18 protein-coding genes are annotated in these 24113 nt (G+C 61.7%); 9 read left to right on the top strand and 9 right to left on the bottom strand.

From position 1 onward, the window contains the following. Positions 1-75: 75 nt before the first annotated feature. The 3 genes from ABGM93_RS08540 to ABGM93_RS08550 all read left to right on the top strand — a co-directional run bounded on the left by ABGM93_RS08540 (position 76) and on the right by ABGM93_RS08550 (position 2472). Positions 76-312, top strand: coding sequence for a DUF6471 domain-containing protein (locus tag ABGM93_RS08540; protein ID WP_321505300.1), 237 nt, complete (start codon positions 76-78; stop codon positions 310-312). Continuing rightward, positions 309-1286 (top strand): hypothetical protein, encoded by a 978-nt coding sequence (locus ABGM93_RS08545; protein WP_321505302.1) that lies wholly within the window; start codon positions 309-311, stop codon positions 1284-1286. The genes ABGM93_RS08540 and ABGM93_RS08545 overlap by 4 nt, the downstream gene beginning before the upstream one ends. A gap of 265 nt (positions 1287-1551) precedes the next feature. Beyond that, positions 1552-2472, top strand: a complete 921-nt coding sequence (locus tag ABGM93_RS08550) for a pirin family protein (protein ID WP_319772056.1) — start codon at positions 1552-1554, stop codon at positions 2470-2472. A gap of 92 nt (positions 2473-2564) precedes the next feature. Here ABGM93_RS08550 and ABGM93_RS08555 read toward each other — a convergent pair whose 3' ends face one another. The 9 genes from ABGM93_RS08555 to ABGM93_RS08595 all read right to left on the bottom strand — a co-directional run bounded on the left by ABGM93_RS08555 (position 2565) and on the right by ABGM93_RS08595 (position 16321). Then, a complete protein-coding gene (locus tag ABGM93_RS08555; protein ID WP_321505304.1) occupies positions 2565-3584 on the bottom strand; it encodes an asparaginase in 1020 nt (339 codons plus the stop codon). A 125-nt stretch (positions 3585-3709) separates the two neighbouring features. Then, positions 3710-4894, bottom strand: a complete 1185-nt coding sequence (locus ABGM93_RS08560; RefSeq protein WP_321505306.1) for an aminotransferase — start codon at positions 4892-4894, stop codon at positions 3710-3712. A 303-nt stretch (positions 4895-5197) separates the two neighbouring features. After that, complete coding sequence (locus tag ABGM93_RS08565) at positions 5198-6049, bottom strand: glycosyltransferase family A protein (RefSeq protein WP_321505309.1); 852 nt, start codon at positions 6047-6049, stop codon at positions 5198-5200. 95 nt (positions 6050-6144) lie between these two features. Beyond that, on the bottom strand, positions 6145-7662 hold the full coding sequence (locus tag ABGM93_RS08570) for a TylF/MycF/NovP-related O-methyltransferase (RefSeq protein ID WP_321505311.1): 1518 nt from the start codon (positions 7660-7662) through the stop codon (positions 6145-6147). A 200-nt stretch (positions 7663-7862) separates the two neighbouring features. Further along, on the bottom strand, positions 7863-9119 hold the full coding sequence (locus ABGM93_RS08575) for a hypothetical protein (protein WP_321505313.1): 1257 nt from the start codon (positions 9117-9119) through the stop codon (positions 7863-7865). Positions 9120-9278: 159 nt separating this feature from the next. Next, complete coding sequence (locus tag ABGM93_RS08580) at positions 9279-9767, bottom strand: hypothetical protein (RefSeq protein ID WP_321505315.1); 489 nt, start codon at positions 9765-9767, stop codon at positions 9279-9281. A gap of 306 nt (positions 9768-10073) precedes the next feature. Next, positions 10074-11417, bottom strand: coding sequence for an SEL1-like repeat protein (locus ABGM93_RS08585; protein ID WP_321505317.1), 1344 nt, complete (start codon positions 11415-11417; stop codon positions 10074-10076). Between the two features lie 2 nt (positions 11418-11419). Next, on the bottom strand, positions 11420-13150 hold the full coding sequence (locus tag ABGM93_RS08590) for a tetratricopeptide repeat protein (protein WP_321505319.1): 1731 nt from the start codon (positions 13148-13150) through the stop codon (positions 11420-11422). An 87-nt stretch (positions 13151-13237) separates the two neighbouring features. Beyond that, complete coding sequence (locus tag ABGM93_RS08595; protein WP_321505320.1) at positions 13238-16321, bottom strand: FG-GAP-like repeat-containing protein; 3084 nt, start codon at positions 16319-16321, stop codon at positions 13238-13240. Positions 16322-16763: 442 nt separating this feature from the next. On the opposite strand from ABGM93_RS08595, the gene ABGM93_RS08600 reads away from it, so the two are divergent. The 6 genes from ABGM93_RS08600 (at position 16764) to rfbD (ending at position 24113) form a co-directional block, all read left to right on the top strand. After that, entirely contained in the window at positions 16764-19253 is a 2490-nt protein-coding gene (locus tag ABGM93_RS08600; protein WP_321505322.1) for a glycosyltransferase, read from the top strand. A gap of 70 nt (positions 19254-19323) precedes the next feature. Further along, positions 19324-20295: a hypothetical protein gene (locus tag ABGM93_RS08605; protein WP_321505324.1), complete on the top strand. Its 972-nt coding sequence runs from the start codon at positions 19324-19326 to the stop codon at positions 20293-20295. 254 nt (positions 20296-20549) lie between these two features. Further along, positions 20550-21440 carry a glucose-1-phosphate thymidylyltransferase RfbA gene (gene rfbA, locus ABGM93_RS08610; RefSeq protein ID WP_321505326.1) on the top strand — a complete coding sequence of 297 codons (891 nt, stop codon included), beginning with the start codon at positions 20550-20552 and terminating at the stop codon, positions 21438-21440. A gap of 74 nt (positions 21441-21514) precedes the next feature. Beyond that, on the top strand, positions 21515-22078 hold the full coding sequence (gene rfbC / locus ABGM93_RS08615; protein ID WP_321505328.1) for a dTDP-4-dehydrorhamnose 3,5-epimerase: 564 nt from the start codon (positions 21515-21517) through the stop codon (positions 22076-22078). A gap of 74 nt (positions 22079-22152) precedes the next feature. Beyond that, the gene (gene rfbB, locus ABGM93_RS08620; protein ID WP_321505330.1) at positions 22153-23208 is read left to right on the top strand and encodes a dTDP-glucose 4,6-dehydratase; all 1056 of its coding nucleotides are present in this window, start codon (positions 22153-22155) and stop codon (positions 23206-23208) included. Continuing rightward, positions 23205-24113: a dTDP-4-dehydrorhamnose reductase gene (gene rfbD / locus ABGM93_RS08625; RefSeq protein WP_321505332.1), complete on the top strand. Its 909-nt coding sequence runs from the start codon at positions 23205-23207 to the stop codon at positions 24111-24113. Before rfbB ends, rfbD begins: the two co-directional genes overlap by 4 nt.

Consider the following 24113-nt stretch of genomic DNA (forward strand, 5'->3'; position numbering starts at 1 on the left):
TTTCACGAAAGAGCGCCCCCCCTACGTCATCCTGAAGAGCGGTTGCAAGACCGCGTCTCAAAGGCTTTCAGGAAGATGAAAGATAACGGACGGGTGAAGTCCAGAACGGAAAAAGGCGGGAAATCGGACTGGGAAGCCCGAGCGGAAAACCTGCTGAAGGCTGAACTGAAGCACGAAGGCGTAACCCATACGCAGCTTGTCGAGAAGCCGGCCGATATAGGAGTTGACGATAAGGAAGCGAACGTGCGGAATAGGCTATCTCGTACCAAATTTTCAGCGGCGCCTATATTACGATGCCTTACAGAAATATGAGAAAGAGATTTTCATATTTTATAAGAGGAAATCTATCTGGAACACCTATTACATGGTGGGAGTTATCTCGCTTTGTATTGTGGCTAATAATCTCGATTTCAGCGATCGTCATTCTATTATCAATCCTACTAGGCACTTGGGAGTGGTACATAGGTAATCGAGAAATAGCTTACAACTACCAGCAACGAGCCGAAGATGACCGAAAAAGAGCCGCCCAAGAGATAGCAGATCGCTGCGCCATCACCCTCGCATCCCCAGAGGCGTTCAGAATGTGCCTTATAAATGAGATATGGGCTTATCGAAAAAAGGCGCTATCCAATCAGGACTTAGAGGCTCAACAGGAAATGGCCAGATGGACGGCCATTATGGGTGTTGTTGGGATCGTTAGCATTCCGCTTAGCGTTTTGGGGCTGATCGCGCTGTGGCTGTCTCTTCGCCAAACTCGTCGCGCCATTAGTACTGACCGAGAAGTCGGCCATGCGCAGGTTCGCGCATACGTTTCCCTCGAACCGGCTCGGATTACAGAAATCAGTCCCGGAAAAGTTCTTAGTGGGAAATTCGAGATCAAAAACACTGGGCAGTCACCCGCCCATCAAATGAAATATATCGCTCGTATTTTTGTCGAAAACGCAGGATTCTCCGAATCTGAAGCAGATATTGTGGCTGCGATACCGGATGATCGGAAATTGGGGGCGTTCATCCCAGCAAACGGTTCCATGGAAGGGGAAGCTGAAAGCGATATTCTCTCTGAAGATGACATCAAAAGTGCCATGAAGACGGGCGATAAGAAATTGTTTCTCGTATGTATAGTCACTTATTTTGATGTTTTTGGTGTTGAACGTGGGTATCCAGAAAGAAAAACTAGGCTTTGCGCTTTCCTTGAGCAGAAAGGCAACATTGTGCACCGCTCTGATGGCCGGACTATAAGAGCCTACAGTTGGATTCTGACTGGCCCGCATAATGATGCAACCTAGGCCGAACAAGATGGCAGCGGCTGGCAATATCTACTTCCGTGCGCGCATTACGCGGCCCTTTCCATAAGGGCCGACATAGGCTCCGCACCGTTAATGCGTTTGCCACCTATTGCCGTTTCCAACCAGCGTCCCTGCCCCGCCTCCTCGCAAGGTCGTGAACAGTCTGTTTCCCATTTGACGTCTGGCCTTTGAGCACAGCGGCCCCACATAAGGGCCCAAGCAACGTTTCACACGTCGATTTTCGTTTCAGGCAGGGAGAGGGCCCATGTCCATCCGTCCTATCAAGCAGATTTCAGGCACCCAGCCGACCATGGAAGGCGCGGGCGTCAAGCTCAATCGCGTCTTCGGCTTCGGCGACACGTCACTTACCGACCCCTTCCTCATGATGGATGATTTTCGCTCCGACCGACCGGAGGACTATCTGGCCGGGTTCCCCTGGCATCCCCATCGCGGCATCGAGACCATCACCTATGTGCTGGCCGGGTCCGTGGAGCATGGCGACAGCCTCGGCAATCGCGGCACACTCGGGGCCGGGGATGTCCAGTGGATGACGGCGGGCAGCGGGATCATGCATCAGGAGATGCCGCAGGGCGACCCGCAAGGGCGCATGCACGGCTTCCAGCTCTGGGCGAACCTGCCCTCGCGGCTGAAGATGACCGAGCCGCGCTATCAGGATGTGCCCGCAGGCGAGATCCCGGAGATCATTGATGATGACGGCACCGTGGTGCGCGTCGTGGTCGGCAATTTCTGGGGCAAGACCGGGCCGGTGGACGGGATTGCGGCGGACCCGCAATATCTCGACATCTTCGTGCCGCCGGGCAAGCGCAAGGTCTTCCCCGTGGACACCTATCGGCAGGCCTTCGCCTATATTTTTGAAGGATCCGGTTCCTTCCGCGACGCTTCCGATCCGTTCGGCGTTCTGACCGAGAAGCAGATCAACGGCGAGGAAGTCCATGTGCGCGACCAGAGCGGCAACCGCACGCTGGTCGTTTTTGACACGGGCGACGAGGTGGTGGTGCAGGCAGGCGAACACGGCATCCGCTTCCTGCTGGTTTCCGGTGCGCCCATCAAGGAGCCGGTCGCCTGGCACGGCCCCATCGTGATGAACACCCGCGAGGAGCTTCATCAGGCCGTGCGCGACCTCCAGAACGGCACCTTCATCAAGGACAATCCGCTCATGCGATAACTCGCAAGAGCAGGACCAGACACGAAAAAGGCCGGGGTTTCGCCCCGGCCTTCTTGTTTCGCCTTGCGTCAGGCGGGATCAGCCCGCCGCGCTCATTTTTGCAGGCTCGTGCCGAACTCGGCGACGGTGCGAACCTCGCCGGCCGTCACGCCGCGCCGGGTCTTGATGGGGGCATGGTCGAAGCGCGCCAGCACGTCCGCCTCATCCTCATCCACCTCCATCAGCGCGGAGATCACGCCCGCCATCATGGCTTCGGACGCGCGCGTCGTGCCGTCATCGCATTTGAGGGCGACGCCGAGACCAACTTCGGGGATCGCGGCACAGAAGACGCCTTCCGCACCCGTCTTGACATAAATGCGCTTTGAGAAAGCCTTCATCACATCGGTGCAGAAGCGATCCGTTCCCGCAACCATGTGGGGATGGCCGCAACAGGCGTCGTAAAGCGTGGCTGCGGCGTCCGCGCGGGCGGGCTCAAGTCCCTCGCCCGTTCCGAAACAGGCAAAGGCGCGCGCCAGGCCGGACAGCGGCGTCGCCCATGTGGGGATCGAACATCCATCGATCCCGCATTTGTCGGCCACGAGCGAGGCCCCCGTCATCGCCTCCATCACGGCGCGGATTTCCTGCTGAACGGGGTGATCGGGCTCCACATAGCCCTTGGTGGGCACACCCATGACACGGGCCAGCCCCAGAAAGCCCGCATGCTTGCCGGAACAGTTGTTGTGAAGCGCGCAAGGGCTCTCGCCATTGCAGATCAGGGCCGAACGATCCGCATCCAGCGCGGGCCACTGGGCCCCGCATTCCAGCGCATCTTCATCGAGCCCGGCCTTGATCAGCATGACGCGGGCGGTGTTGACGTGAATGTCCTCGCCATTATGCGAGGCGCAGGCAAGCGCGAGTTCTTCCGGCTCGAAATCCAGAGCCTCGGCGGCCCCCGACTCCACCAGCGGCAACGCCTGCAGGGCCTTCACGGCGGAACGTGGAAAGATCGGTCTTTCAATATCGCCAAGGGCGGAGCGCACATTTCCGGACGCATCGACAATGGCGATCGCGCCGCGATGGGCGGATTCCACCAACGCGCCGCGGGTGACTTCAACAAGAACAGGATTGGTCATGGCGTGATCCATTGCCGGAAGCGGGACTGACGCGGCGCGCGCGCTCCCTGAAGGTGTGCGTTACATTCGCGAAGGTATCGGATGCCCCGGCGTAATCAAGCGCGCAGGGAAGCGTCCGGCTGAGGTTAGCCCGCGACCACGTCCGGCACTTCGCCCCGGATCCAGCGGCCCAGACGGGCCACGGCCTCATCCAGAACCTCGTCGCGCTTGCAGAAGCAGAAGCGGATGAAGCAGGAGGGAGCATCGTCGCCATAGAAGGCGGAAACCGGCACGGCGGTCACGCCTGCCTCCACCGTCAGGCGGCGGCACATCTCCACATCGTCGAGGCCCGGCAGAATGCCGGAGGCATCGCAGGTCACGAAATAGGTGCCCTCGCAGGGAAGCACCGCGAAGCCCAGTCGCGCCAGCCCGTCCGCCAGCCGGTCGCGCTTGGCCTGAAGCTCGCCCGCCAGTTCCTCGTAATAGGCGTCGCCCTTGGTCAGGCCATAGGCGACCGCCTTTTGCAGGTTCGGCGCGGTTGTGAAGGTGACGAACTGATGCGCCTTGGCGATCGGATCGAGAAGCGCGGGGGTGGCTGTGATGTAGCCGACCTTCCAGCCGGTGAGCGAGAAGGTCTTGCCGGCCGACCCGATGCGCACGGCGCGTTCGCGCATGCCGTCGAAGGCCATCAGCGGGCGATGCTTCGCGCCGTCAAAGATGATGTGCTCGTAAACCTCATCGCAGATCGCATAGAGATCGTACGCCACGCAGAGCTTCGCGATGCCCGCCAGTTCCTCTTCGGAAAAGACCTTGGCGGCCGGGTTCATCGGGTTGTTGATCAGGATCGCCTTGGTGGCGGGGGTGATGGCGGCTTCGAAGGCGTCGAGATCGAATTTCCATTCCGGCGGCGTCACGCGCAGGCGCACGGGCGTTGCGCCGGCCCGCTTCACCAGCGGCAGATAGCAATCGTAAAGCGGCTCGATCAGGATGACCTCGTCACCGGGCTCCACCAGCGCCATCAGGCAATCGGCCAGGGCTTCTGTCGCGCCGGAGGTGACCAGGACCTCGCGCTGCCAGTCAATATCGAGATCGTAAAAGCGCTTGTTGCTGTCGGCCACGGCCTGACGCAGTTCCGGCAATCCCAGCATGGGCGGATACTGGTTCGGCCCGGTCATGAGCGCGGAAGCCGCCTGCGCGCGGACATCTTCGGGCCCGTCCACATCCGGAAACCCCTGCCCGAGATTGATCGCGCCATGCTCCATGGCGAGACGCGACATGGCTTCAAACACGGTTGTGGGCAAACCCGTGAAAACGGAGTTGGTGGACTTCATGGGCTGAGTTTCCTTCCTCGCAACCATGCCTGTTGCACCCGGCCGCTCAAGTCGGCGCAACCTCTTTTGCTGTTGTGTTACTACGTCTGATGCTGGTCGCGAAAGACATAGAATTGGCAATAGGGAAAACAGCCCCGAACATCAGGGTTTCCCCGCATGCCCGCGCAGCAGTGATGTGGAAAGCGCGAAGAAAGATGCACCAGCACAACGCCTCAGGGGGCCCGGCGGGCTTGGCCGGAGGACTCACCCCTCACAGCACAAGATCGGTGTAACGTCCGGCCCGCAACCGGGTGCCCGCGCCGCTCAGCGCATTTTTTCCAGCGACGCAACAAGGCTTTTTTGCGCATTGGCCGGAAAGCTGCCGAACAGATGGACCTGGGCTTGCGGTATCACATAGGGGCCACCCCGCAACGCGGCGTATTCTTCCCTGAACTCCGCCGTCGGCGGCTTCAACGCGTTGGTCGCGACCCCGCCATGAACCTGGTGGAATGTCCCCTCGCCCAGAAGCATGACCGGAAAGCAACCGTCGCTCTCCACCGCGCGTTTCCACGTGTCGAGATTGGCGAGCCCGCCGCCGGGGGTGCGAAAGCGTGGATCGTAGCCACCAAGCTCGCGCCAATGGGCGGCTGTGAGGAACAACGCGTTGGTCTCAGCCGGGACCTGGAACCACCCTCGAGCCGATGATCCGGCGAAAACCGAGATATCGAACAGCCGGTAGCCGTCTTCTTCCCAGCCGCTGCCCGCCAGAAGCGTATCTTCCGCCTCCTGATCGTAGCCTTCGCGCACGGAGCGCATCTGAACGTCGGGGCCGAGATGAAAGGCCAGGGTGCCGATGACCGGGCGCTCGTGGAGACGCGCGGCCATCAGCGCGGCGCGGAGCAACCCCGGAGACGCCATGCGCGCACCATCGATGAAAACCCCGATCAGGTTTCCTTGCGCCGCCTCGATCCCGCGATTGATGGCGGCCACGGGGGAGACGGTTGGGTTCTCCATGCGAAGGATCTTCAGATCCGGGATCCAGCGGCGGCACGCGTCCTCATCGAACGGTCTGGTGGATCCGTTGTCCACCACGATGACCTCGACCTCCCCCGCCTCGACACCGCGTTGATAGTCGGTGGAGAGGGTCCGGATGGTGCGCGGCAATTCGCGGGCCATGTTATAGGCCACAACGACGAGTGAAAGCTCAGGACACCTCAAGAGAGGTCGCGATAGATCTCTCATGTCTCCCCCGGACACGCCCCTTCCACTCGTCAGGGCTTGAGCCAATAGACGCCGCTCCCGTCGATCGCCACCATTTCCGGCAGCTCTTCGCCGCGGGAAGCGAAGAAATCGCGAACGGCATTCCGGCAGACGTCGATCGCGCCATAGTCGTCCATGATCACGACGCCGCCGGAGGACACCTTATCATAGAGCGCGTTCAGCGCGTCCATGGTCGACGAGTAAAGATCGCCGTCAAGGCGCAGCAAGGCGATCCTGTCGACGGGCGCTGTCGGCAGGGTGTCGGCAAACCACCCTTTCAGGAAAACGACATTGTCGTCCAGCAGATCATAAAGCTCGAAATTGCGGCGGACCGTTTCCTGGTCCACCGCAAGCTGCGGATACCGCGCCTTGGTGAGATCGAGCCCTCGGTCCTGCTCGCTCGGCGCCGGCAGTCCCTCGAAGCTGTCGGCGACAAAAACCCTGCGATCGGTCAGCCCGCGCGCTTTCAGATAGGCTTGCATGAAGATGCAGGCCCCGCCGCGCCAGACGCCGCATTCCATCAGGTCGCCCTCGACACCCGTCTCGCAGACAAGATCGAGATGCGCATGAAGGCTGTCCAGCCGCGCCCGCCCCATCATGGTGTGGTTGAAGCCGCAATTGGCGATCTTGCGCCCGGGGAACTGACCGACAGCGCGGGAACGCTGCAATTCGGCAAGCCCCTGTGGACAGGCCTTCCCTATGTCATGAAGGTCTGCGTAAGCGAACTCGCGCGTTCCTTCCAGACATTGACGCAGATAGGAGATGCGCAATTCGTCTTCGATATAGATCTCGTTGAGCAGGATCTTTTTCAACAGATCCAGATAACGCCCGTTCTGTCGGCCAGCCGCCCCCTGTCCTGGTCCAGAACGGCGGGCCGCAACGCTTTCCAGATGGTCGCGCACACGCGATACCGGAACCGGCGCCAGCCGATCACGCAGACTGTCGAGGGATGCCTCGCGCCACTCCCCGGCTTCAAGACGCTCCACGATCTCACCATAAGCGTCTTTCAGCACCGTGGACTGCGGATCAAGACCGGAGATGATCGCCAGCCCCTTGATCTCGATGTCGAACACCTCGATCGTCAGATCCGGGCGGTATTCTCGCAAGACAGGGATGAGCCTGTAGACATCGCCCGTCCAGTACTGGCCCTGACGGTCCCGCGTCGCCCAGGACATATCGGCTGGCAGAACATCGTCGGTCAGAATGACGGAAGAAGGCTTGGCGCAGCTTTCCAGATTCATGAAATCGCGCAAGGCGTATTCCACGCGGTGCATGCCGTCGATGAAGGCGAGATCGGGGCCCTCACCCAGGATCTCCGCCAGATCACTACGGGCGAAGAAGTCGTCGCTGGTTTCACGATAGAGGCTGGTGGGCGCTGAAAGCGTCTGCGTGATCTCGAAATCGGGATCGACGGCGATGGCCCTGCATCTGGCAAGCGCCAGGCTTATTCCGACGCGACATCCGATCTCGACATAGAGATGCGGTTCGATCGTTTCGTGCGCAAGACGCAACGCTTCAAGGTAATTCATTGCGGCCCTGTGTAAAACTGCGCATCCCGGCGGCGCTTTTACTGCTTCTCCACCTGATTCGCAAATCGGAGGCACCTCGCGTGGCCACGGCAGGGCACGTTCCACACCTTTCATCCCGCCGGCGAATATGAAAACAACGCGGCATCCATCGGACACCGCGTTGTTGATACCATATGCCTGACGGCATCCAGCGCGGCTTGTCACTTGTCGAGTTCATGCTCCAGCGCGCTGATGCGCTTGTTGAGCTGCTCGATGTAGATATGCGCCTTTTCCAGCTCGTGAATGACGCCCGCCGTCTTTTCCGTCACATTGAACGGCTGGTCGGGAGCCGTCGGCCCCACGCCCCACAGATGCTTGTTCTTCCACATGTAATCGGCGTGTTCCTCGATCGTCTCGACCTCATAGAGGTCCTGATCGAAGACGCCGTCGCACGGTCCGGGATTACAGGTCGGGCCTTGCGTGACGATGCCATTGGCGTCGATCTTTGCCCACAGGTCAGCCCCGGTGACCGTAGGCCCTGCCAGAAGGATGGCCGTGTTGCCAAGTTCGATCTGGGTCTTGGTACTGCCGGATCCGTCAAGTGCGACGAAGCGGCGGTTTGCGTTGTTCGTCTGGAACCGGAACTGGACCGCGCTGTTGTTGGAGCTTTCAAGGCGGGCCAGTTTGATGCCGTCGCCGGTCACGAGAAAGGAGTCCATGCCCGACGCATTGATCTCCAACGGGACCGTCGGGTTATTCGTGCCGATGCCGACATAGCCCGATGACGAGACGATGAAATCGTCCGTCGTGCCCGCGCCGTTCTCCACCTGGAACGGCCCGTCCGGCGTGCTGGTCCCGAGGCCAACTCGGCCATTATTCGCGATGAAAAGCGAATTGGCCGGCGCACCCGGCGCGATCTTGAACGGGATCCGGCCGGAATTCGTCACGTCCCGGATGAAAAAGTTGGTCTCGTTGCCCGCAACATCCCACGTTTGGGACGTGAAGCCTCCCGAAGAGTCCTGCTCCAGACGGAGGGCGGGGGAGTTACCGGACCTGGTGTGGAGATTGACCGCGGGCGTATTCGTCTGGAAACCGACATTGCCGTTTCTCGACATGAACACCGTATTGTTCGGCGCGCTGGACTGAATGAACAAGGGCTTCGTGCCGCTCGTTGAATCCTCAATGGCGAACATGTTCTGGCCGCCATTGGTGGTCTCGTTGGCGATCAGACGCCAGTCGACATTCGGGAAGGAACCGGAGTTACTCGTATCATTGAAAAAGATACGCAGGTTGTTTTCCTTCAGGATGAGCGTATCGAAGCTGAAGGTCTCGCCGTTCACGCAGTCCACACCGGTGCAAAGACTGCCCTGAATGATCACGTCCTGAGCAAACACCTGATCCGCGTGCGCCGAGCTGGACATCATGACGCTCGATGCCATCAAGGCCGCGACGACGCCGGCTTGAAGCTGCTTCTTCATCAGATCATTTCTCCCCCCGGCCCGTGCCGGTCAATTGCCGCGGCTTCGCTCCGCGTCATGTCTCACGAGCAATGCCGCCCGCCAGAACCGGCCTCGGACACTGCATGCTCACTTGCCCCTGAGACCCCGACGACGCAGCGGTCTCGTGTATTACGCAACTTATCGCTCTTCTTCGTCCCGGAACTGCTTGATCACGCCGCCCTTCACGACGAACGTCCCACCAAGCTGCGCGCCTTCAAATGCGGCCTTTCTGGCGTCTTCGCCGCGCCCGTCATTCAGTGTGGAGCGGTACTCGACGCGCTTAGTCGTGGAGCCGGTGAGCTGGAAATTGTAGAGCCCATCTTCCACCTTGCCGAACTTGCGCAGGTTGATAACCGGCGCTGTGCGCTCCGACTGCGCGGAGACGTGGAACCCGTTCGGGCCGGAAATGGAAAGCGTCAGATTGCGGTAGTTCCCGCCGAGATCGAAGCCGATGGTCGCATCCGCGAAGCGGCGCGTGGCGACAAGCGCCCCATCGTCGGCGCGCGCGACATCCACGCCCCCCGTTACGGTCAGCATGACGACAGCAAGCACCAAGTGGCTCGCCGACATACGGCCCGAGCCGCGCCTCCGCGCCCTCATCGCATAGGATCCGACTTTTTCGGACATTCCCCCTCCGCATGCCGCAGACCGGCAAATCGGCCCGCCCCTCCCCAGGCCCAGGCCTGGGCGGAGCAACGCATTTGCCTCGACTAGAATCTCATCCAGTTTATAGGGATCCAAAAGACATGCCAACCGCATATACTTGCGAAATCAACTCTACGCCGAATTTTAAAATGCTCATTACAATCTTCACCCCGCCGCCTCTCGGCGCGGACAGGAAGTTACGGGACTATTATCAGAATATCGATAATATTCACACCTCTCATTCAGATTTCTACGTTCCGATACAGACAATCGTCTGCGGTACATTAGTTATTGGCCCGCCTGCGCATGCCAGCGCTGATTGGCCAGCGTCTGGGCCTCGTTGATCTGCCCGGATGTCAATCGTGGGCGCAGGGCGGCCCGCAGCTCAATGGCTTCGGAATGACCGGCGGTGCTTGCCAGATTCAGCCACATGTAGCCCATCACGAAGTCCTGCGGTGTGCCGAGTCCGCGGAAGGCGAGAAGCCCGAGATTGGTCATGGCGGGCACATATCCGCCATCGGCCGCTTTCTGGAAATAACGCGCGGCCTTGGCGTAATCGCGCGTCACGCCAAGGCCGCGGGCATGGATGTAGCCCAGCATGAACGCGGATAGCAGGTCGCCCCGACCGGCCGCCTTCTCATAGCTCTGCAGCGTCCAGCCTCCGGAATAGGGGGCGGCCAGGCGGCTATCATAGATGGCTTCGATCTCGTTCAGGTCGATCCGCGGCGCAGCTTCCGGCACCTCGGCCGCACGACCTCCCCGGCGATACCAGTCATAGGCGAGGCTCTCGCTTTGGGGGCGGCCAAAGCCGTTTTCAAACATGACGCCCAGATTGAGCATCGCCTGCTTCACCCCCTGATCGGCAGCCATCTGGAAGAGATCGGCGGCCTTTTCGTAATCCTGCGGCACCCCCTCCCCGCGCACATAGATCAGGCCCAGATTGTTCTGCGCGCGCGCTACGCCCTTCCCGGCGGCGGAAGCCAGCAGCTCGCGGGCCCGAACCGGATCCTTCGCCACCCCTCGCCCCTCCAGATAGAGGATCCCGAGATTGGCCTCCGCCTCCGCCAGCCCCTGGGCCCGCGCCTTCTCATACCAGCGCGCCGCTTCCGCCGGATCGGCGGGTGTGCCATGGCCATTGTCATACATGGCCGCCAGATCGAACTGGTGATGCGGGTCGCCCTGTTCGGCGGCCAGCCGGTACCATTTCAGCGCCTCGGTGAAGCTCTGCGCCACACCGGTTCCGGCCGCGTAATAAAGCGCCAGACGGTTCTGGGCCTCGGCATTACCGGTGGCGGCGGCGCGCGCGTACCAGCGGGCTGCGGCGGAGAAATCCTGCGGAACGCCGGTGCCGTTGTTGTAGATGGCGGCGAGTTGAAGCTGCGCCTCGACATTTCCAGCCTCCGCCAGAGGACGCAGAAGGTCGATCGCGCCGCTCCAGTCATTGCGCGACAGAGCCTCCTGCGCGCGCGCCAGACCGGCGGCTTCATCGGACGCGGCCTCAAGCGACCCCGTTGTCAGAACGCCAAAACCGATGGCGAGCACGAGCGCGAGCGCCAGCGGGGCCCGCACCACGTGGACCGAACGACGGCCCCGCCCCTCGCCTTTCCTTGTCGGGACAACCGGAACGCGCATGGTCACTGCCCCCCGGACAGGTGGGCAAGGGTCCATTCACGCGCCAGCCGCTGGGCTTCGCTGATCTGGTCTGGCGTCATCAGACTGGCGAAGAGATCGCGGGACTTGATCGCCTCGCGGTTGCCATCGGCGGCAGACAGGTTCACCCATTTGTGGGCGACGACATAATCCTGCTCCACACCTTCGCCGCGCGCATAGAGAAGCCCGAGCTGCAACTGGGCAAAGGGATCGCCACGCTCCGCCGCCTCACGATAAAGCGCCAGCGCGCGCTGCGGATCGGGCTCGCTCCCCGCCGCGCCCTTGGCGAGCAGGTCGGCAAGCCGCCCTTCGGCGGACAGAACGCCCTCCTTCATCGCCCCCTCCAGCCATTGGCGCGCGGCCGCATCGCCGGAAAGCGCGGCCGCATGAACGAAGGTCACGACGGCCGCCTTGTCCGCAACGGCGAGTTCACCGCTGGCATAGAGCGATCCCAGCCGCGTTCCGGCGCTTTTCATGCCGGCCTGAGCCGCCTTTTGAAGCCACACCTCGGCGGCGTCCATATCCTTGTCGACCCCGCGCCCTTCCAACAGCATCACGGCGAAAGCGGCCTGCGCCCGTGGCAAACCACTATGGGCGGCGGCCTGATAGAGTTTCGCTGCCTGCGCCTCGTCACGGGTGACGCCGTCGCCGGTCGCATACATGAAGGCGAGATTGGTCTGGGCGGCGGGATCGCCCTTTTCGGCGGCGCGCGAAAGCCAGATCCGTGCCTCGTTCGTATCCTTGGCGAGGCCGCCCGTGCCTGAGAAATAGAAGGCGCCAAGCAAGGTCTGCGCCGGTACGTATCCGGCGGTCGCTGCGGCACGATAAAGCTCCAGCGCCTTTTCCTCATCGCGCGCGATAGCCCCGCCACGGCTGAAATTCTGCGCCAGCGTGAACTGGGCCTGCGGCAGGCCTGCCTGGGCGGCCAGATCAAGCCATTTCAAGGCTTCCGCCTCGTCCGGCCTCACACCGAGACCCTTACCGAAAATCTCCGCCAGCTCGAACATGGCTTCGCCGATCCCCTGTCGGGCGGAAGCCTGAAGCCAGGTCAGGCTCTTGATCGGATCGACCGGAACGCCCGCGCCCTCGCGATACATCTTGCCAATGAAATACTGCGCTGTCGCATTGCCCTTCTCCGCGCCGAGGGCGAAGAGCTGGGCGGCGGCAGCAGCATTGCGCGAGACGCCGCTTCCTTGCAGATAGAGCTGCCCGAGCAAGGTCATTGCATCCGCATTGCCATTGCTCGCAGCCCTGTTTAGAAGCTCCGCCGCGCGGCCGAGGTCCTGTGCGCCGCCCTTGCCCTGCACCAGCAGGAGCGACAGCCGGTAAAGCACCTGCGGATGACCGGTCGAAAGGAGCTTTTCAAGCTCGGCACGTGCGGTGACGAAATCGCCGCGCTTGTAGGCCGCCTCGGAGGCAGACATGTCGGGAGCCGGAGCTCCGACCGCCCCAACCAGCGGCTGTTGCGGTGAAGCAGGCGCCGCTGAGGGCGTGGCGTCCGCCGGGCGGCCCTCAGCGCCCGCGACAGCCCCGGCTTCAGGCTGCGCCTGAGCCTGTGTCTGCGTCTGTGTCTGTGTCTGGGCGAAGACGGGCGACACCACGGCCAAACTCAAAGCGAAACACGCGCCCAGCGCCAGCGAACCTGTCAGAACAACAGTTCGAGCTCCCCCCATCGTCACCCGTTGCGTCCGCCGCAAGGCCGTTTCGCACTGCATGTCGTCTCCTGTCATTCCTGCCGGGCGTGTGTGTGGGAGCCTTTCCCCGCACCGCCGCCACATGTCCGGGTGTCAGTTCGGTTCGCTTCAGTTCACCGCACGGGCCGTGCGCTCGATCAGGTAGCGGGCCCCTGCGGGAAGAGGCCCCTCGATGACGGTCTGACCGCCGTCTGCCCAGTGAATGCTCACGCTGTCCACGGTCTCCACATCCCCCAGTCCGATATGGGCTTGCGCCAGGTCGAAGGACATGAAGCCGCCGCCAAGCTGGATCTCGCGCGACCACATCCGATCCCCCGCCCGGACCTCGATACGGTTGCCGATGCCGAAACGGTTGCCAATGTGATCATTGAAGGCAAAGACGATGGCGTTGCCGGTGGTGGAATTGTTGATGAAGGTCATGACCGGCCCATTGACCGGGGCGGTGACGAAATCCAGGTCGCCATCGCCGTCGAGATCGAGCTGCAAGGCCGACGCGGTAATAAGGTAATCGGCAAGGCCGAACGCATCGGTCGCCTCCTCGAAGGTGCCGTCGCCCTTGTTGCGGAAATAGAGGTTCGACGGGCTCACCTCGTTGGGAACCCAGGTTCCGTTGACGATATAGACGTCCTGATAGCCATCATTGTCGAAGTCGCCGATCTTGGTGTCCCAGCTCCAGCCGCCCACATCCAGCCCGACGGCTTCCGCCGTCTCGGTGAAGCCACCATCGCCTTTCGGCTCCAGCAACACGTTGCGACGCAGGATCTGCGGCACCGTCTTCGCCAACTCCGCCTCGCTCGGCTTTTTCGCCGGGCGGAAGTGGATCTCACACAGCTGGCGGGCGCGGCGCGCGTCCTTCGGGATGAGCTGGCAGATGGAGGGATCGCGGTTCTGGATCGCCAGATCCTTCACCAGCATGGATTTGCATTCGCTCTGATAGCGCCCTTCGAGCTCGGCGCATTTGCCGGCGAAACCGGGATCGAAGCTGTGGCCGGACTTGTACCAGCGCTTGATCGCCATGTTCCGCTTGCAGATGGCGGCCTCTTCCGCGCGCTCGATGCCGTCGCAATAATAGTCGAGCGAGCGCATCTTCAGCTTGGAGGAGACACCGGAGGAGCGCCCCGCGATCTGGGCCGCATAGATGGCGGGCTTGCCGGAATTGGCCAGATCCGCGGTCTTCAGCGTCATGGTCGTGGTCGTCGTCATCGGGATCAGGCCGTCCTCGCGGGTGATCTCGCGAAAATTGCCCTCGCCGTCGCCCTTGTAGAACATGTCCGGGATCTCGAAGTCGTTGCCGACGAGCAGATCCTGATCGCCATCCACATCGAAGTCGGAGAGCAGGATCGACAGGGTCTCGCCCGGAATACCCGGCAGATCGACCAGCCTGCCGTCGAACAACGAACCGCCTTCGTTGAACAGGATGGCATTGCGCGCCTCCTCGCCCGGCACCGTGCGATACCAGCCCGCCACCCAATTGCCGAGGGCCAGATCCAGATCGCCGTCGCGGTCGATGTCCCCGAAACTCGCCGCCAGGGTCAACAGCGCGCTCTCATGGTTGGGGACCGTTTCCAGCTTCGCAAAATCGAAGCGCCCCTCCCGGTTCCTGGCGAGAAAGTTACCTTGCCTGTAGGTGGCGATGAACAGGTCCAGCCAGCCGTCATTGTCGACATCGACCAGCACCGCATTGAAGACGGGCATATCCGCGACCTTGCCGATATCGGGCGTTGCCGCCGCAAATCCGCCCTTTCCATCGCCGTTATAGAAATAGAGGCCCTTCTCCGTGGAGGCGAAGACGAGGTCGGCATTGCCGTCGCGGTCATAGTCGCCAGCACTTATGGACCGCCCTTCCCAGAAGGGGGGCCACATGTCGGCGAAGGAGAATTCGGTCGGCTTGTCGATGCCGGAATGCCAGGCTTCCTTGCGGGTGAAGGGCTTTTCGCCGGCAGCCGAGCGCGGCGCGAAATCGCTTTTCGTCACCGTGACGGTCGCGCCATCCACCTCCATCACCTTGACATCGGACATCTCGCCCGCATGGGCCGAACCGACCAGCGAAATCTCCCAGCCGAGCAGGGTCTTCAGCGCCCGCTCGCTCTGCCACTTGTGATAGTGGCTGACACCGAGACCGGCCAGAATGCCGGTGACACAGATCACCGCCGCCAGCAGCCATCCCGCCCGCCAGGAAATCGCGGTGGCGACGATGAAGAAGGAATAAACCGAGAAAATCCCGAGCGTGAAAAGCAGCGTCATCACGTAGCCGGGCGCCAGCCCTGCCTGCATCAAAGCCCCCGAAGCCACCACATCGAGCCCGATGGGCAGGGGCAGAAAGGTGCCAACGACCGCCGTGGCGAGGAGACCGACTGCCCCAAAGGCAGCTCCCTCCAGAAGCGTGGCGGACACGAGACTGGCCACCAGCGCACCCAGAAAACCGGCCAGGATCATGAGCGGCAAGGTCGTTTTCACGATGAACCACAGGTTCAGCGCATAGTCCTTGGCGAAATAGAACAATGCCCAGATGATGCTTTCCTGCTCGGTGGCGCTTGTGTGCGGATCCGGCGTGACGTGGGCGGCGCGCTTTGCAACCGATGCCTGAAGCTGTTCGGGCGGCAGGAACCGGCAGATGACCGGCACGGCGATCAGGATCATCACCACAGACAGCGCGATCTTGGTCACCGCCATGTAGAAGGGAAAGATGGAAAACAGCATCGTGAGGACCACGATGTTGAGCGTCGGCGAGGCGATCATGGCGGAAAGCGTCGATTCCGCCCGCGCCCCGCCGGAATAGAGCCCGCGCGCAATGGGCGCGGCGCAATTCACGCAGACCCCCAGCGGTGCACCAATGACGAGCCCCATGGCGGAGTTGGAAAAGCCGTTCCGGAAGCCGTGCTTGCGCACATAACCCAGAAGGGTCAGGAAAGCGGCTGCAAAGAGGATGCCGAAGGTCATCCCGCGCTGGTTGGTCTTGATCCAGTTGCCGGTGGATTTGGCGATCCGCTCACCCATCGTGTCGTCGGGCGAAAGCGGGAACTTGGCCTCAAAGCCCAGCGGATCCTCAAGCTGGATCGCCCCGCTCATCATGGCTTTTTCATTGAGCGCCGGGTAGCGCGATTGCGTCCAGAACTGAACCGCCAGAACCGCAACCAGCAGCAAGGCCAGACAGAAGCGTTTTCCAAATGGCCTGACAACAATGCGGTCCATCATCCCCTCCCTCAACGATCGTGCCCCGCATCCGCAGGAGTGACAACCTCTCGGACACCCCGAGCCGTCGGTATGGTTCAAGACCGATTCCCTGGCGGCCCGAAGCCTTACACGCTCTGGTTTTCTTACGTTGTGTCACTTCATCCTACAAACCAATTTATCCTGCGCAAGAACAGTGGCGCCCTGGCATAGGGGGGCTCTCCCGCAACACCCGTCAAAGCCCGAAGCTGCAGCCAATTCTTCCTGAAGATGGACCGTCTCCCGCGAATTCCGGCTTCAAGAACCGTATCTTACGGTCGCCACAATGTTCTTGAAGCGTAGGGCAGAAACCGTCAAAAGGCTGCGTGAGACCAGAAAACAGCCAATAGCAATCACGCCCCGATCACGCACAGACTCCAGGCCGACCTTGCCGTATCAGGCGGAAAATGCCTCCCTGAAGCACATGAGCATCCAGACCGCCCCGCAGCCGCGCCACTTTTTCGACCGATGCGAAAGAAACGACACCAAGATCGTCGTTTCCGGCTGGGCTTTTTTCGAGCATGGGGACGTCACTTCGATCGAGGCCTTCATCGAAGGCCGGGATCCGGAACTTGAGAGCCTCGCCATTGCAATCCAGCATGGCGAATTGCGCCCCGATGTGCGTGACACCTATGGCAAGCCCCAGGCGCTCCACTCCGGTTTTGCCGCCACGTGCCCGATGCCGCGCTTCAAACCGCGGAGGTTGCGCCTCGTGCTGCATGGCGCGGACGGTGGCAAGGCGACAATCACGGCGCGCATTCGCCGCGCGCGCATCAATCTGGCACACTTGGCGCGGGAGGTTTGGCGCGAGGCGACGCCGTCCAACATATGGATGGCGGCAGGCTGGATCGCGCGCGGAGATTTCGGCCGTTTCAAGCGCGAGATCCTGGGCCTTTTGAGTGCGCGCTCCGCCAACGACGTGCCCGCGATACCGTTTCGCGACGTGCTTGACCGCCTTGTGCCGCAACACTGTCCCCCCGCGCTTGAAGAGCCGGTCGATATCATCGTCCCGGTCTATAACGGTTTCCAGCATCTGGATCCGCTTTTTGCGAGCCTGAAGGCCAATACGCAGGGTGCCTACCGCCTCGTGGTCATCGAGGATTGCAGCCCCGACGACCGCGTCCGCCCGCATCTGCGCAAGCTGCTTGAGCCGTTTGCGGATGTCGTGCTCATCGAGCACGAGGAGAACCGGGGCTTCGTGCGCTCGGTCAATGAGGGGGCGCACCACGCCCGCACGGATTTCGTCATCCTGAACAGCGACACGGTCGTCCCGCCCGGCTGGTTGCAACGGCTTGTAGGCCCCCTTCGTGCCAGCAAGGACGTCGCCAGCGTCACGCCCTTTTCCAATGCGGCGACCATTTGCAGCTTTCCGACCCTGTGCCGGGACAATCCCATGTGGCCCGACGTGACACTGGCCCAGATCGACGCTGCCTTTCAGTGTATCGCGCCCTCCGAGCCGCCCCTTGAGCTGCCGACCGGGGTCGGCTTCTGCATGGCGGTGAACCACTCGCTGTGGCAGACGATCGGCCCGTTCGACGCGGAGACCTTCGAGCTCGGCTATGGCGAGGAAAACGACTGGTGTCTTCGTGCAGCGGCCGCGGGCTATCGCAACATCATGGCGGAGAACCTGTTTGTTCGCCATGTGCATGGCGGCTCCTTTGACAGCGAGACACGCACCCGGCTCAACAAGACGCATCTGGCGATCCTGCAGAAGCGCTATCCCGCCTATGAAGGCCAGGTCCAGGCCTTCATCAATTCCGATCCGGTTTTGCCATCACGGACCGCCGCCGCGTTCATGATCGCCGCGCAGGCCATGCCGAAGCCCGTGCTCATCGTCGATCACGACAAGGGCGGCGGCGCCAACCATTTCCGTGCGCAGATGATTGCCCGCCGCCTTGAGAGCGGACAGCCCGTGCTGCTGCTGCATGAGCGCGCGGGTTCGCAGGCCGATCCCTCCCCCTTCAATCTCCGTCTGCTCATCCGGCAAAGCCGGTTCGACGTGACGCTGGCATCGCTGGATGAGGTGGAGACGCTGCTTTCGCAGGTGATCGCACCGCAGGAAATCCACTTCAACAATCTCGTCGGTCATCGCGACCCGCTCTCCGTTGTGGAGTTCCTGACGCGGCTGAAAACGATAACCGGCGCGCGCCTCACGATGGCGCTGCATGATTTCTATCCGCTGTGCCCGGCCTACACGCTTTTGAACAAGACCGGGCGTTTCTGCGGGCTGCCCGAGCAGGAAAAGTGCCTGTCCTGTCTCCCCAAGAACGCCTTCGCAGCCAATCCGACCGGTTCGACGATTGGGGCCTGGCGTGAGGCCTGGGGGCGGCTTGTCGATGCCGCGGATGAAGTGACCTGCTTTTCCAAGGACAGCCGCGCGCATCTCTTGCGGATCTACCCCGCCTGCGCGCCGAGGGTCCGGGTCCGCCCGCATGACCCGACCGTCACCTTCTCGCGCAAGCCGACACTGGGAAACCGACAAGCCCTGCGCGTGGCCATTGTAGGCGGCATCAGTCACCAGAAGGGCGCTCACGTGGTTGAGGCGCTGGCGCGCAAGCTTCTCAAGGTACAACCGGAGGCGCAGGTCGTCGTCATCGGTGTGCTGAGCAATCCCATAAGCCTGCGCAACCTGACGATTACCGGACGCTATGAAGCGGAACACCTGCCGGACATTCTGGAAGCCCATGAGATCAACGTTTGCCTGTTTCCCTCCATCTGGCCGGAAACCTATTCCTATGTGACGGCAGAGCTGATGGCGCTGGAGATGCCGATTGTTGCCTTCGACATTGGCGCACCGGCGGAGCGGCTGAAGACATATCCACACGCCGCGCTGCTGCCGGTGGCGGAAGCGGAAAACCCGACTGCCGTGATCCAGGCTCTGGCTGGACTCGCCGGCACGAGACCGGTTTCATAGGCAAATTCATCATTCCTTTCATTTTTCACGCGAAACCAATCGAAATTCTTCTAGAGCGCAGGCGCAATCCATGAAAGTCATCCTCCACATCGGTGCGACGAAAACAGGCTCCTCCGCGCTCCAGAACTTTCTGTACAAGAACATGCGCACCTTGCGGTCGATGGATATCTGCTATCCCGATCTCGGCATCGCGTCCGACGCGCATCACCTGATCGCCGCCTCGCTTCACCCGTCCGCCCACGGTATTCACAGCAAAGCCCTTCCGAACACGCCGCAAGAGCGTAAGGAACAGTTTCACGCCTATGTCTCCGCCGCCCGGCGCGAAGCGGAGGCGATGGGCGCGCAGACCCTTGTGCTGAGTTCGGAGTATCTGTGGTGGACCTTCACCGATGACATTTACGCCACCTGGGCCCGCGCGCTGGACGGCACACAGGTGATGGTCTACGCGGCCTTGCGCGACCCGATCAACTGGGTCCCGTCGTCCTATATTCAGGCGGTCAAGGGCGGCGAGGCGCGCAGTCTGGAGGAATGGTTTGACTGGAGCATAAAAACCCGCAGGCACCTGCTGGACTTTGCGGCGATCCTGTCGGGCTGGCGCAAACTCGGGCCGCAGACAGAGTTTGCCCTGCACAGTTATGAGCAGTTGACGGCGCAGGATGAGATTTTCGCAAACTTGCTCCAGCTGTGTGGCGTCAAGCGTTTCAGGAAAACGGACTACTCCTGGAACAGCGGACAGGTGAACCCCTCTCCCTCTCCCAAGGCAATCGAGCTTCTGCGCAGCATCAACAAGAGCGATATGGACGCCCCAAGCAAGGGAAGCTTGCGCAAGCTCATTCTCACGCACCTGGCGAAGAAGAAACCCGGCATCTCTTGGGACATCGTCGATGAGGCCATGACGCAAAAGATCGCCGCCTTTTACGATCCGATCGTCGAGCGCCTCCTCAGCGAGTTCAGCACATGCGATATCGACTTCGTGCGTGGCTATCACTCGCAAGCCCCCAGAGTGGCCAAAAAGAGTTCCTGGCTGGCGCAATTGTGGTGAAGCGTCCGCGAATCGACGAGAGCGCCCCCAAGATTCTTTTCCACACAGTCAGCTAGCAAAAAACCCTTGGCCGCCCCCACAGTCCGCACCCCCCTCCGAGGCCTCGTTTCGTATAGCCATTTCCTTTCAATGTGTTATATAGCTTCCACCATATAGCCTTCGAGCTATTCAAACCGCTATTGGACTGGACCTGACGAGACTTTCGGTCCATTCCAGACCTCAAAATGCCAAGGTCCAAGCGAAAGGGATCGCGCATGAAGGGCATCATTCTCGCCGGCGGGCTCGGGACGCGGCTGCATCCGGTCACACAGACGATCTCCAAGCAGCTGTTGCCGGTCTATGACAAGCCGATGATCTATTATCCGCTGTCGACGCTGATGCTGGCGGGCATTCGCGAGGTGCTGATCATCTCCTCGCCGCGCTCGCTACCGCTTTACCGCGAATTGCTGGGCGATGGCAGCGACTGGGGCATTTCCATCGACTATGCCGAGCAGCCCGCCCCCGACGGACTGGCGCAGGCTTTTCTGATCGGCGAGCGCTTCATCGATGGCGATCCTTGCGCGCTGGCGCTGGGCGACAACATCTTCCATGCCGCCGGTTTCACGCAGGTGCTGCAGCAGGCAGCCCAGCTGAAACACGGCGCCGCCGTCTTTGCCTATCCGGTCGCCGATCCGCGCGCCTTCGGCGTGGTGGAGATGGATGAGAACGGACGCGCGATCTCGCTTGAGGAGAAACCCCAGCAGCCGAAGTCGAACCTCGCGGTCACGGGGCTCTATTTCTACGATGCAGACGTGGTGGAGATCGCACATGACGTGCAGCCCTCGCATCGCGGCGAACTGGAAATCACCTCCGTCAACGCGGCCTACATGAAGCGCGGCGATCTCAAGGTCGTGCGGCTTCAGCGCGGCACCGCATGGCTGGACACCGGCACGGCGGACAGCCTTCTGGCAGCCGCCAATTACGTTCAGACGGTGGAACTGCGCCAAGGCTACAAGATCGCCTGCCCGGAAGAAATCGCATGGCGGCTCGGCTATATCGGAAAGGACCATGTCCTTCGCCTGGCCGCGCGGCTCAACAACAGCTACGGCGAATATCTGACGACGGTCGTGGAACAGAATTTCACGACAACCGACACGGGCCTTTGAACGGACATCGGCCGGCAGCCCTCGCCCCGGCGCTTTGCCAGCCTAGATAGAGAGAACGAAGGGAGACATAAGGCGTGGAGGTGACGACATTTCATATCGAGGGGCCACGGCTCCTGTCGCCGGTGAAGCACGGGGACAAGCGTGGCTTTTTTTCAGAAGTTTATAACAAGGCGCGTCTGGCCGAAGCCGGCATCACGGCAGATTTCGTTCAGGACAACCATTCCTATTCCGCAGAGCGCGGGGTCATCAGAGGGCTTCATTTTCAAAGCCCGCCCCATGCGCAAGGCAAACTGGTGCGGGTCACGCGCGGGGTGGCGCTCGACGTGATCGTGGACATCCGCCACGGCTCGCCCACCTTCGGAGAGCATCTGGCGGTCGAGCTGAGCGCGGAAAACTGGCGACAGTTCTGGGTGCCGCCAGGCTTTGCCCATGCCTTCTGCACGCTCAGCAAGGACGTGGAATTTCTCTACAAGGTCAGCGGCTATTACGCCCCCGACTGCGATTTCGGGCTCGCTTTCGATGACCCGGATCTCGGCATCGATTGGCCCGTCGCGCCGGAAGAGGCCATCCTTTCCGACAAGGACCGCAAGCACCCGCGTCTGAAAGACCTGCCAGTGCATTTCCAGTATGACGATTGACGCATGATCCCTTTTTCAAAACCCATTTCGATCCTGACGGAGACAACGCATTGCAAAGCTCCCTGAACCAAGACGTGAAGACCGTCCTCGTGACCGGCGGGGCCGGGTTCATCGGATCGGCGGTCTGCCGCCATCTGGTGGGTGACCTCGGCCTCAAGGTGGTGAATGTCGACAAGCTCACCTATGCCGCCAATCTCGCCTCCCTCGCACCCATAGAGGGAAACCCGCTCTATACGTTCGAGAAGGCCGACATCTGTGACGGCGTGGCGCTGAAGCGGATTTTCGAGGCCCACCGCCCGGATGCCGTGATGCATCTGGCGGCGGAAAGTCATGTGGACCGCTCCATCACGGGCGCGGCGGATTTCATCGAGACCAACATCACCGGCTCGTTCCGCCTTCTGGAGGCGGCACGCGGCTATCGCGACAGCCTGCCGGGTTCGCAAGCCGACGCCTTCCGCTATCTGCATGTCTCCACCGATGAGGTTTACGGATCGCTGGGGGCTGACGGGCTCTTCAGCGAGGAGACGGCCTATGATCCCTCCTCGCCCTATTCGGCCTCCAAGGCCGCGTCCGATCATCTGGCGACCGCCTGGCACCGCACCTACGGCCTGCCGGTGGTGATTTCCAACTGCTCCAACAATTACGGGCCCTACCATTTCCCGGAAAAGCTCATTCCGCTGGTGATCCTGAACGCGCTGGAAGGCAAGGAACTGCCGATCTACGGCACGGGTGCCAATATTCGCGACTGGCTCTATGTGGAAGATCACGCCCGCGCGCTCCACACGATCCTGACGAGAGGACGGCTCGGCGAGAAATACAATGTGGGCGGGCGCAACGAGCACACCAATCTCGATGTGGTCAGGCGGATCTGCGAGACGCTGGACCGGCTCGCGCCCCGCGACCACGCCCATGCGGACCTGATCACCTTCGTCGCCGACAGGCCCGGCCACGATGCGCGCTATGCCATCGATGCCACGAAGCTTGAGAACGAGCTTGGCTGGCGGGCGCAAGAGACCTTCGAGACCGGCCTTGAAAAGACGGTGCGCTGGTATCTCGACAACGAGGCATGGTGGCGCCCCTTGCGGGAGAAGACCTATGGCGGGGAAAGACTGGGGTTGTTGAAGGCATGAACACAAGCCCAAGGCTTCTTGTGGTCGGGCGCAGCGGACAGGTTGCGCAGGCACTTGCCGAGCGCGCCGCCTTGCGCGGCGTGCCGCTTCTGGCACTGGGGCGCGAGACGCTCGACCTCGCAAGCTTCACAGGATTGCCGGAAGCAGCCCTCGCGTTCCAGCCGACGGCCGTCATCAATGCCGCCGCCTTCACCGCCGTCGACAAGGCGGAGGAGAGCCGCGAGGAGGCCTTCGCGATCAATGCGCACGGCGCCGGGCGGCTGGCCGAGGCCGTACGCGCCCTCAGTGTTCCCTTCCTCCACCTCTCCACCGATTACGTCTATGACGGCTCGAAAGCCGCCCCTTATGTGGAGACGGATCCGACCGGGCCGCTCGGCGTCTATGGCACGTCCAAGCTTTCGGGCGAAGACGCGGTGATTGCGGCGCATCCGCAGGCGCTCGTCTTCCGCACCGCGTGGGTCTACAGCCCCTTTGGCGGCAATTTCGTGAAGACCATGTTGCGCCTTGCCGCGACCAGGGATCGTCTCACCGTGGTGGACGACCAGATCGGATCGCCCACCTCCGCCTTCGACATTGCCGATGCGCTTTTGGGCGTTGCCCGTTCCATCGGCTATGAGGGCATGAAGGGCCGGGCTGGCATCTATCACCTTGCGGGTGGGGGGGAGACGTCGTGGTGCGGCTTTGCCCGTGTGATCTTCAAGGCCTCCGCGGCCCTCGGCGGGCCGAGCCTTGAGGTGGAGCCGATCACCACTGCGCAATATCCGACACCTGCGCGCCGTCCGGCCAATTCACGGCTCGACTGTTCCAAGCTGGAAGACGCCTTCTCGCTCACCCTGCCACCCTGGCAGGACAGCCTGAAGCCGATTGTCGAACGCCTTGTCAGCGAGGCTGTGGCGGAGGCCTGA

The sequence above is a fragment of the Breoghania sp. genome (genome assembly GCF_963674635.1).
In the GTDB taxonomy this organism is placed as follows: domain Bacteria; phylum Pseudomonadota; class Alphaproteobacteria; order Rhizobiales; family Stappiaceae; genus Breoghania.

Coding starts and splice junctions, on each gene's coding strand:
- ABGM93_RS08540 (WP_321505300.1), top strand. CDS start 76: ATGAAAGATAACGGACGGGTGAAGTCCAGAACGGAAAAAGGCGGGAAA.
- ABGM93_RS08545 (WP_321505302.1), top strand. CDS start 309: ATGAGAAAGAGATTTTCATATTTTATAAGAGGAAATCTATCTGGAACA.
- ABGM93_RS08550 (WP_319772056.1), top strand. CDS start 1,552: ATGTCCATCCGTCCTATCAAGCAGATTTCAGGCACCCAGCCGACCATG.
- ABGM93_RS08555 (WP_321505304.1), bottom strand. CDS start 3,584: ATGACCAATCCTGTTCTTGTTGAAGTCACCCGCGGCGCGTTGGTGGAA.
- ABGM93_RS08560 (WP_321505306.1), bottom strand. CDS start 4,894: ATGAAGTCCACCAACTCCGTTTTCACGGGTTTGCCCACAACCGTGTTT.
- ABGM93_RS08565 (WP_321505309.1), bottom strand. CDS start 6,049: ATGGCCCGCGAATTGCCGCGCACCATCCGGACCCTCTCCACCGACTAT.
- ABGM93_RS08570 (WP_321505311.1), bottom strand. CDS start 7,662: ATGAATTACCTTGAAGCGTTGCGTCTTGCGCACGAAACGATCGAACCG.
- ABGM93_RS08575 (WP_321505313.1), bottom strand. CDS start 9,119: ATGAAGAAGCAGCTTCAAGCCGGCGTCGTCGCGGCCTTGATGGCATCG.
- ABGM93_RS08580 (WP_321505315.1), bottom strand. CDS start 9,767: ATGTCCGAAAAAGTCGGATCCTATGCGATGAGGGCGCGGAGGCGCGGC.
- ABGM93_RS08585 (WP_321505317.1), bottom strand. CDS start 11,417: ATGCGCGTTCCGGTTGTCCCGACAAGGAAAGGCGAGGGGCGGGGCCGT.
- ABGM93_RS08590 (WP_321505319.1), bottom strand. CDS start 13,150: ATGCAGTGCGAAACGGCCTTGCGGCGGACGCAACGGGTGACGATGGGG.
- ABGM93_RS08595 (WP_321505320.1), bottom strand. CDS start 16,321: ATGGACCGCATTGTTGTCAGGCCATTTGGAAAACGCTTCTGTCTGGCC.
- ABGM93_RS08600 (WP_321505322.1), top strand. CDS start 16,764: ATGAGCATCCAGACCGCCCCGCAGCCGCGCCACTTTTTCGACCGATGC.
- ABGM93_RS08605 (WP_321505324.1), top strand. CDS start 19,324: ATGAAAGTCATCCTCCACATCGGTGCGACGAAAACAGGCTCCTCCGCG.
- rfbA (WP_321505326.1), top strand. CDS start 20,550: ATGAAGGGCATCATTCTCGCCGGCGGGCTCGGGACGCGGCTGCATCCG.
- rfbD (WP_321505332.1), top strand. CDS start 23,205: ATGAACACAAGCCCAAGGCTTCTTGTGGTCGGGCGCAGCGGACAGGTT.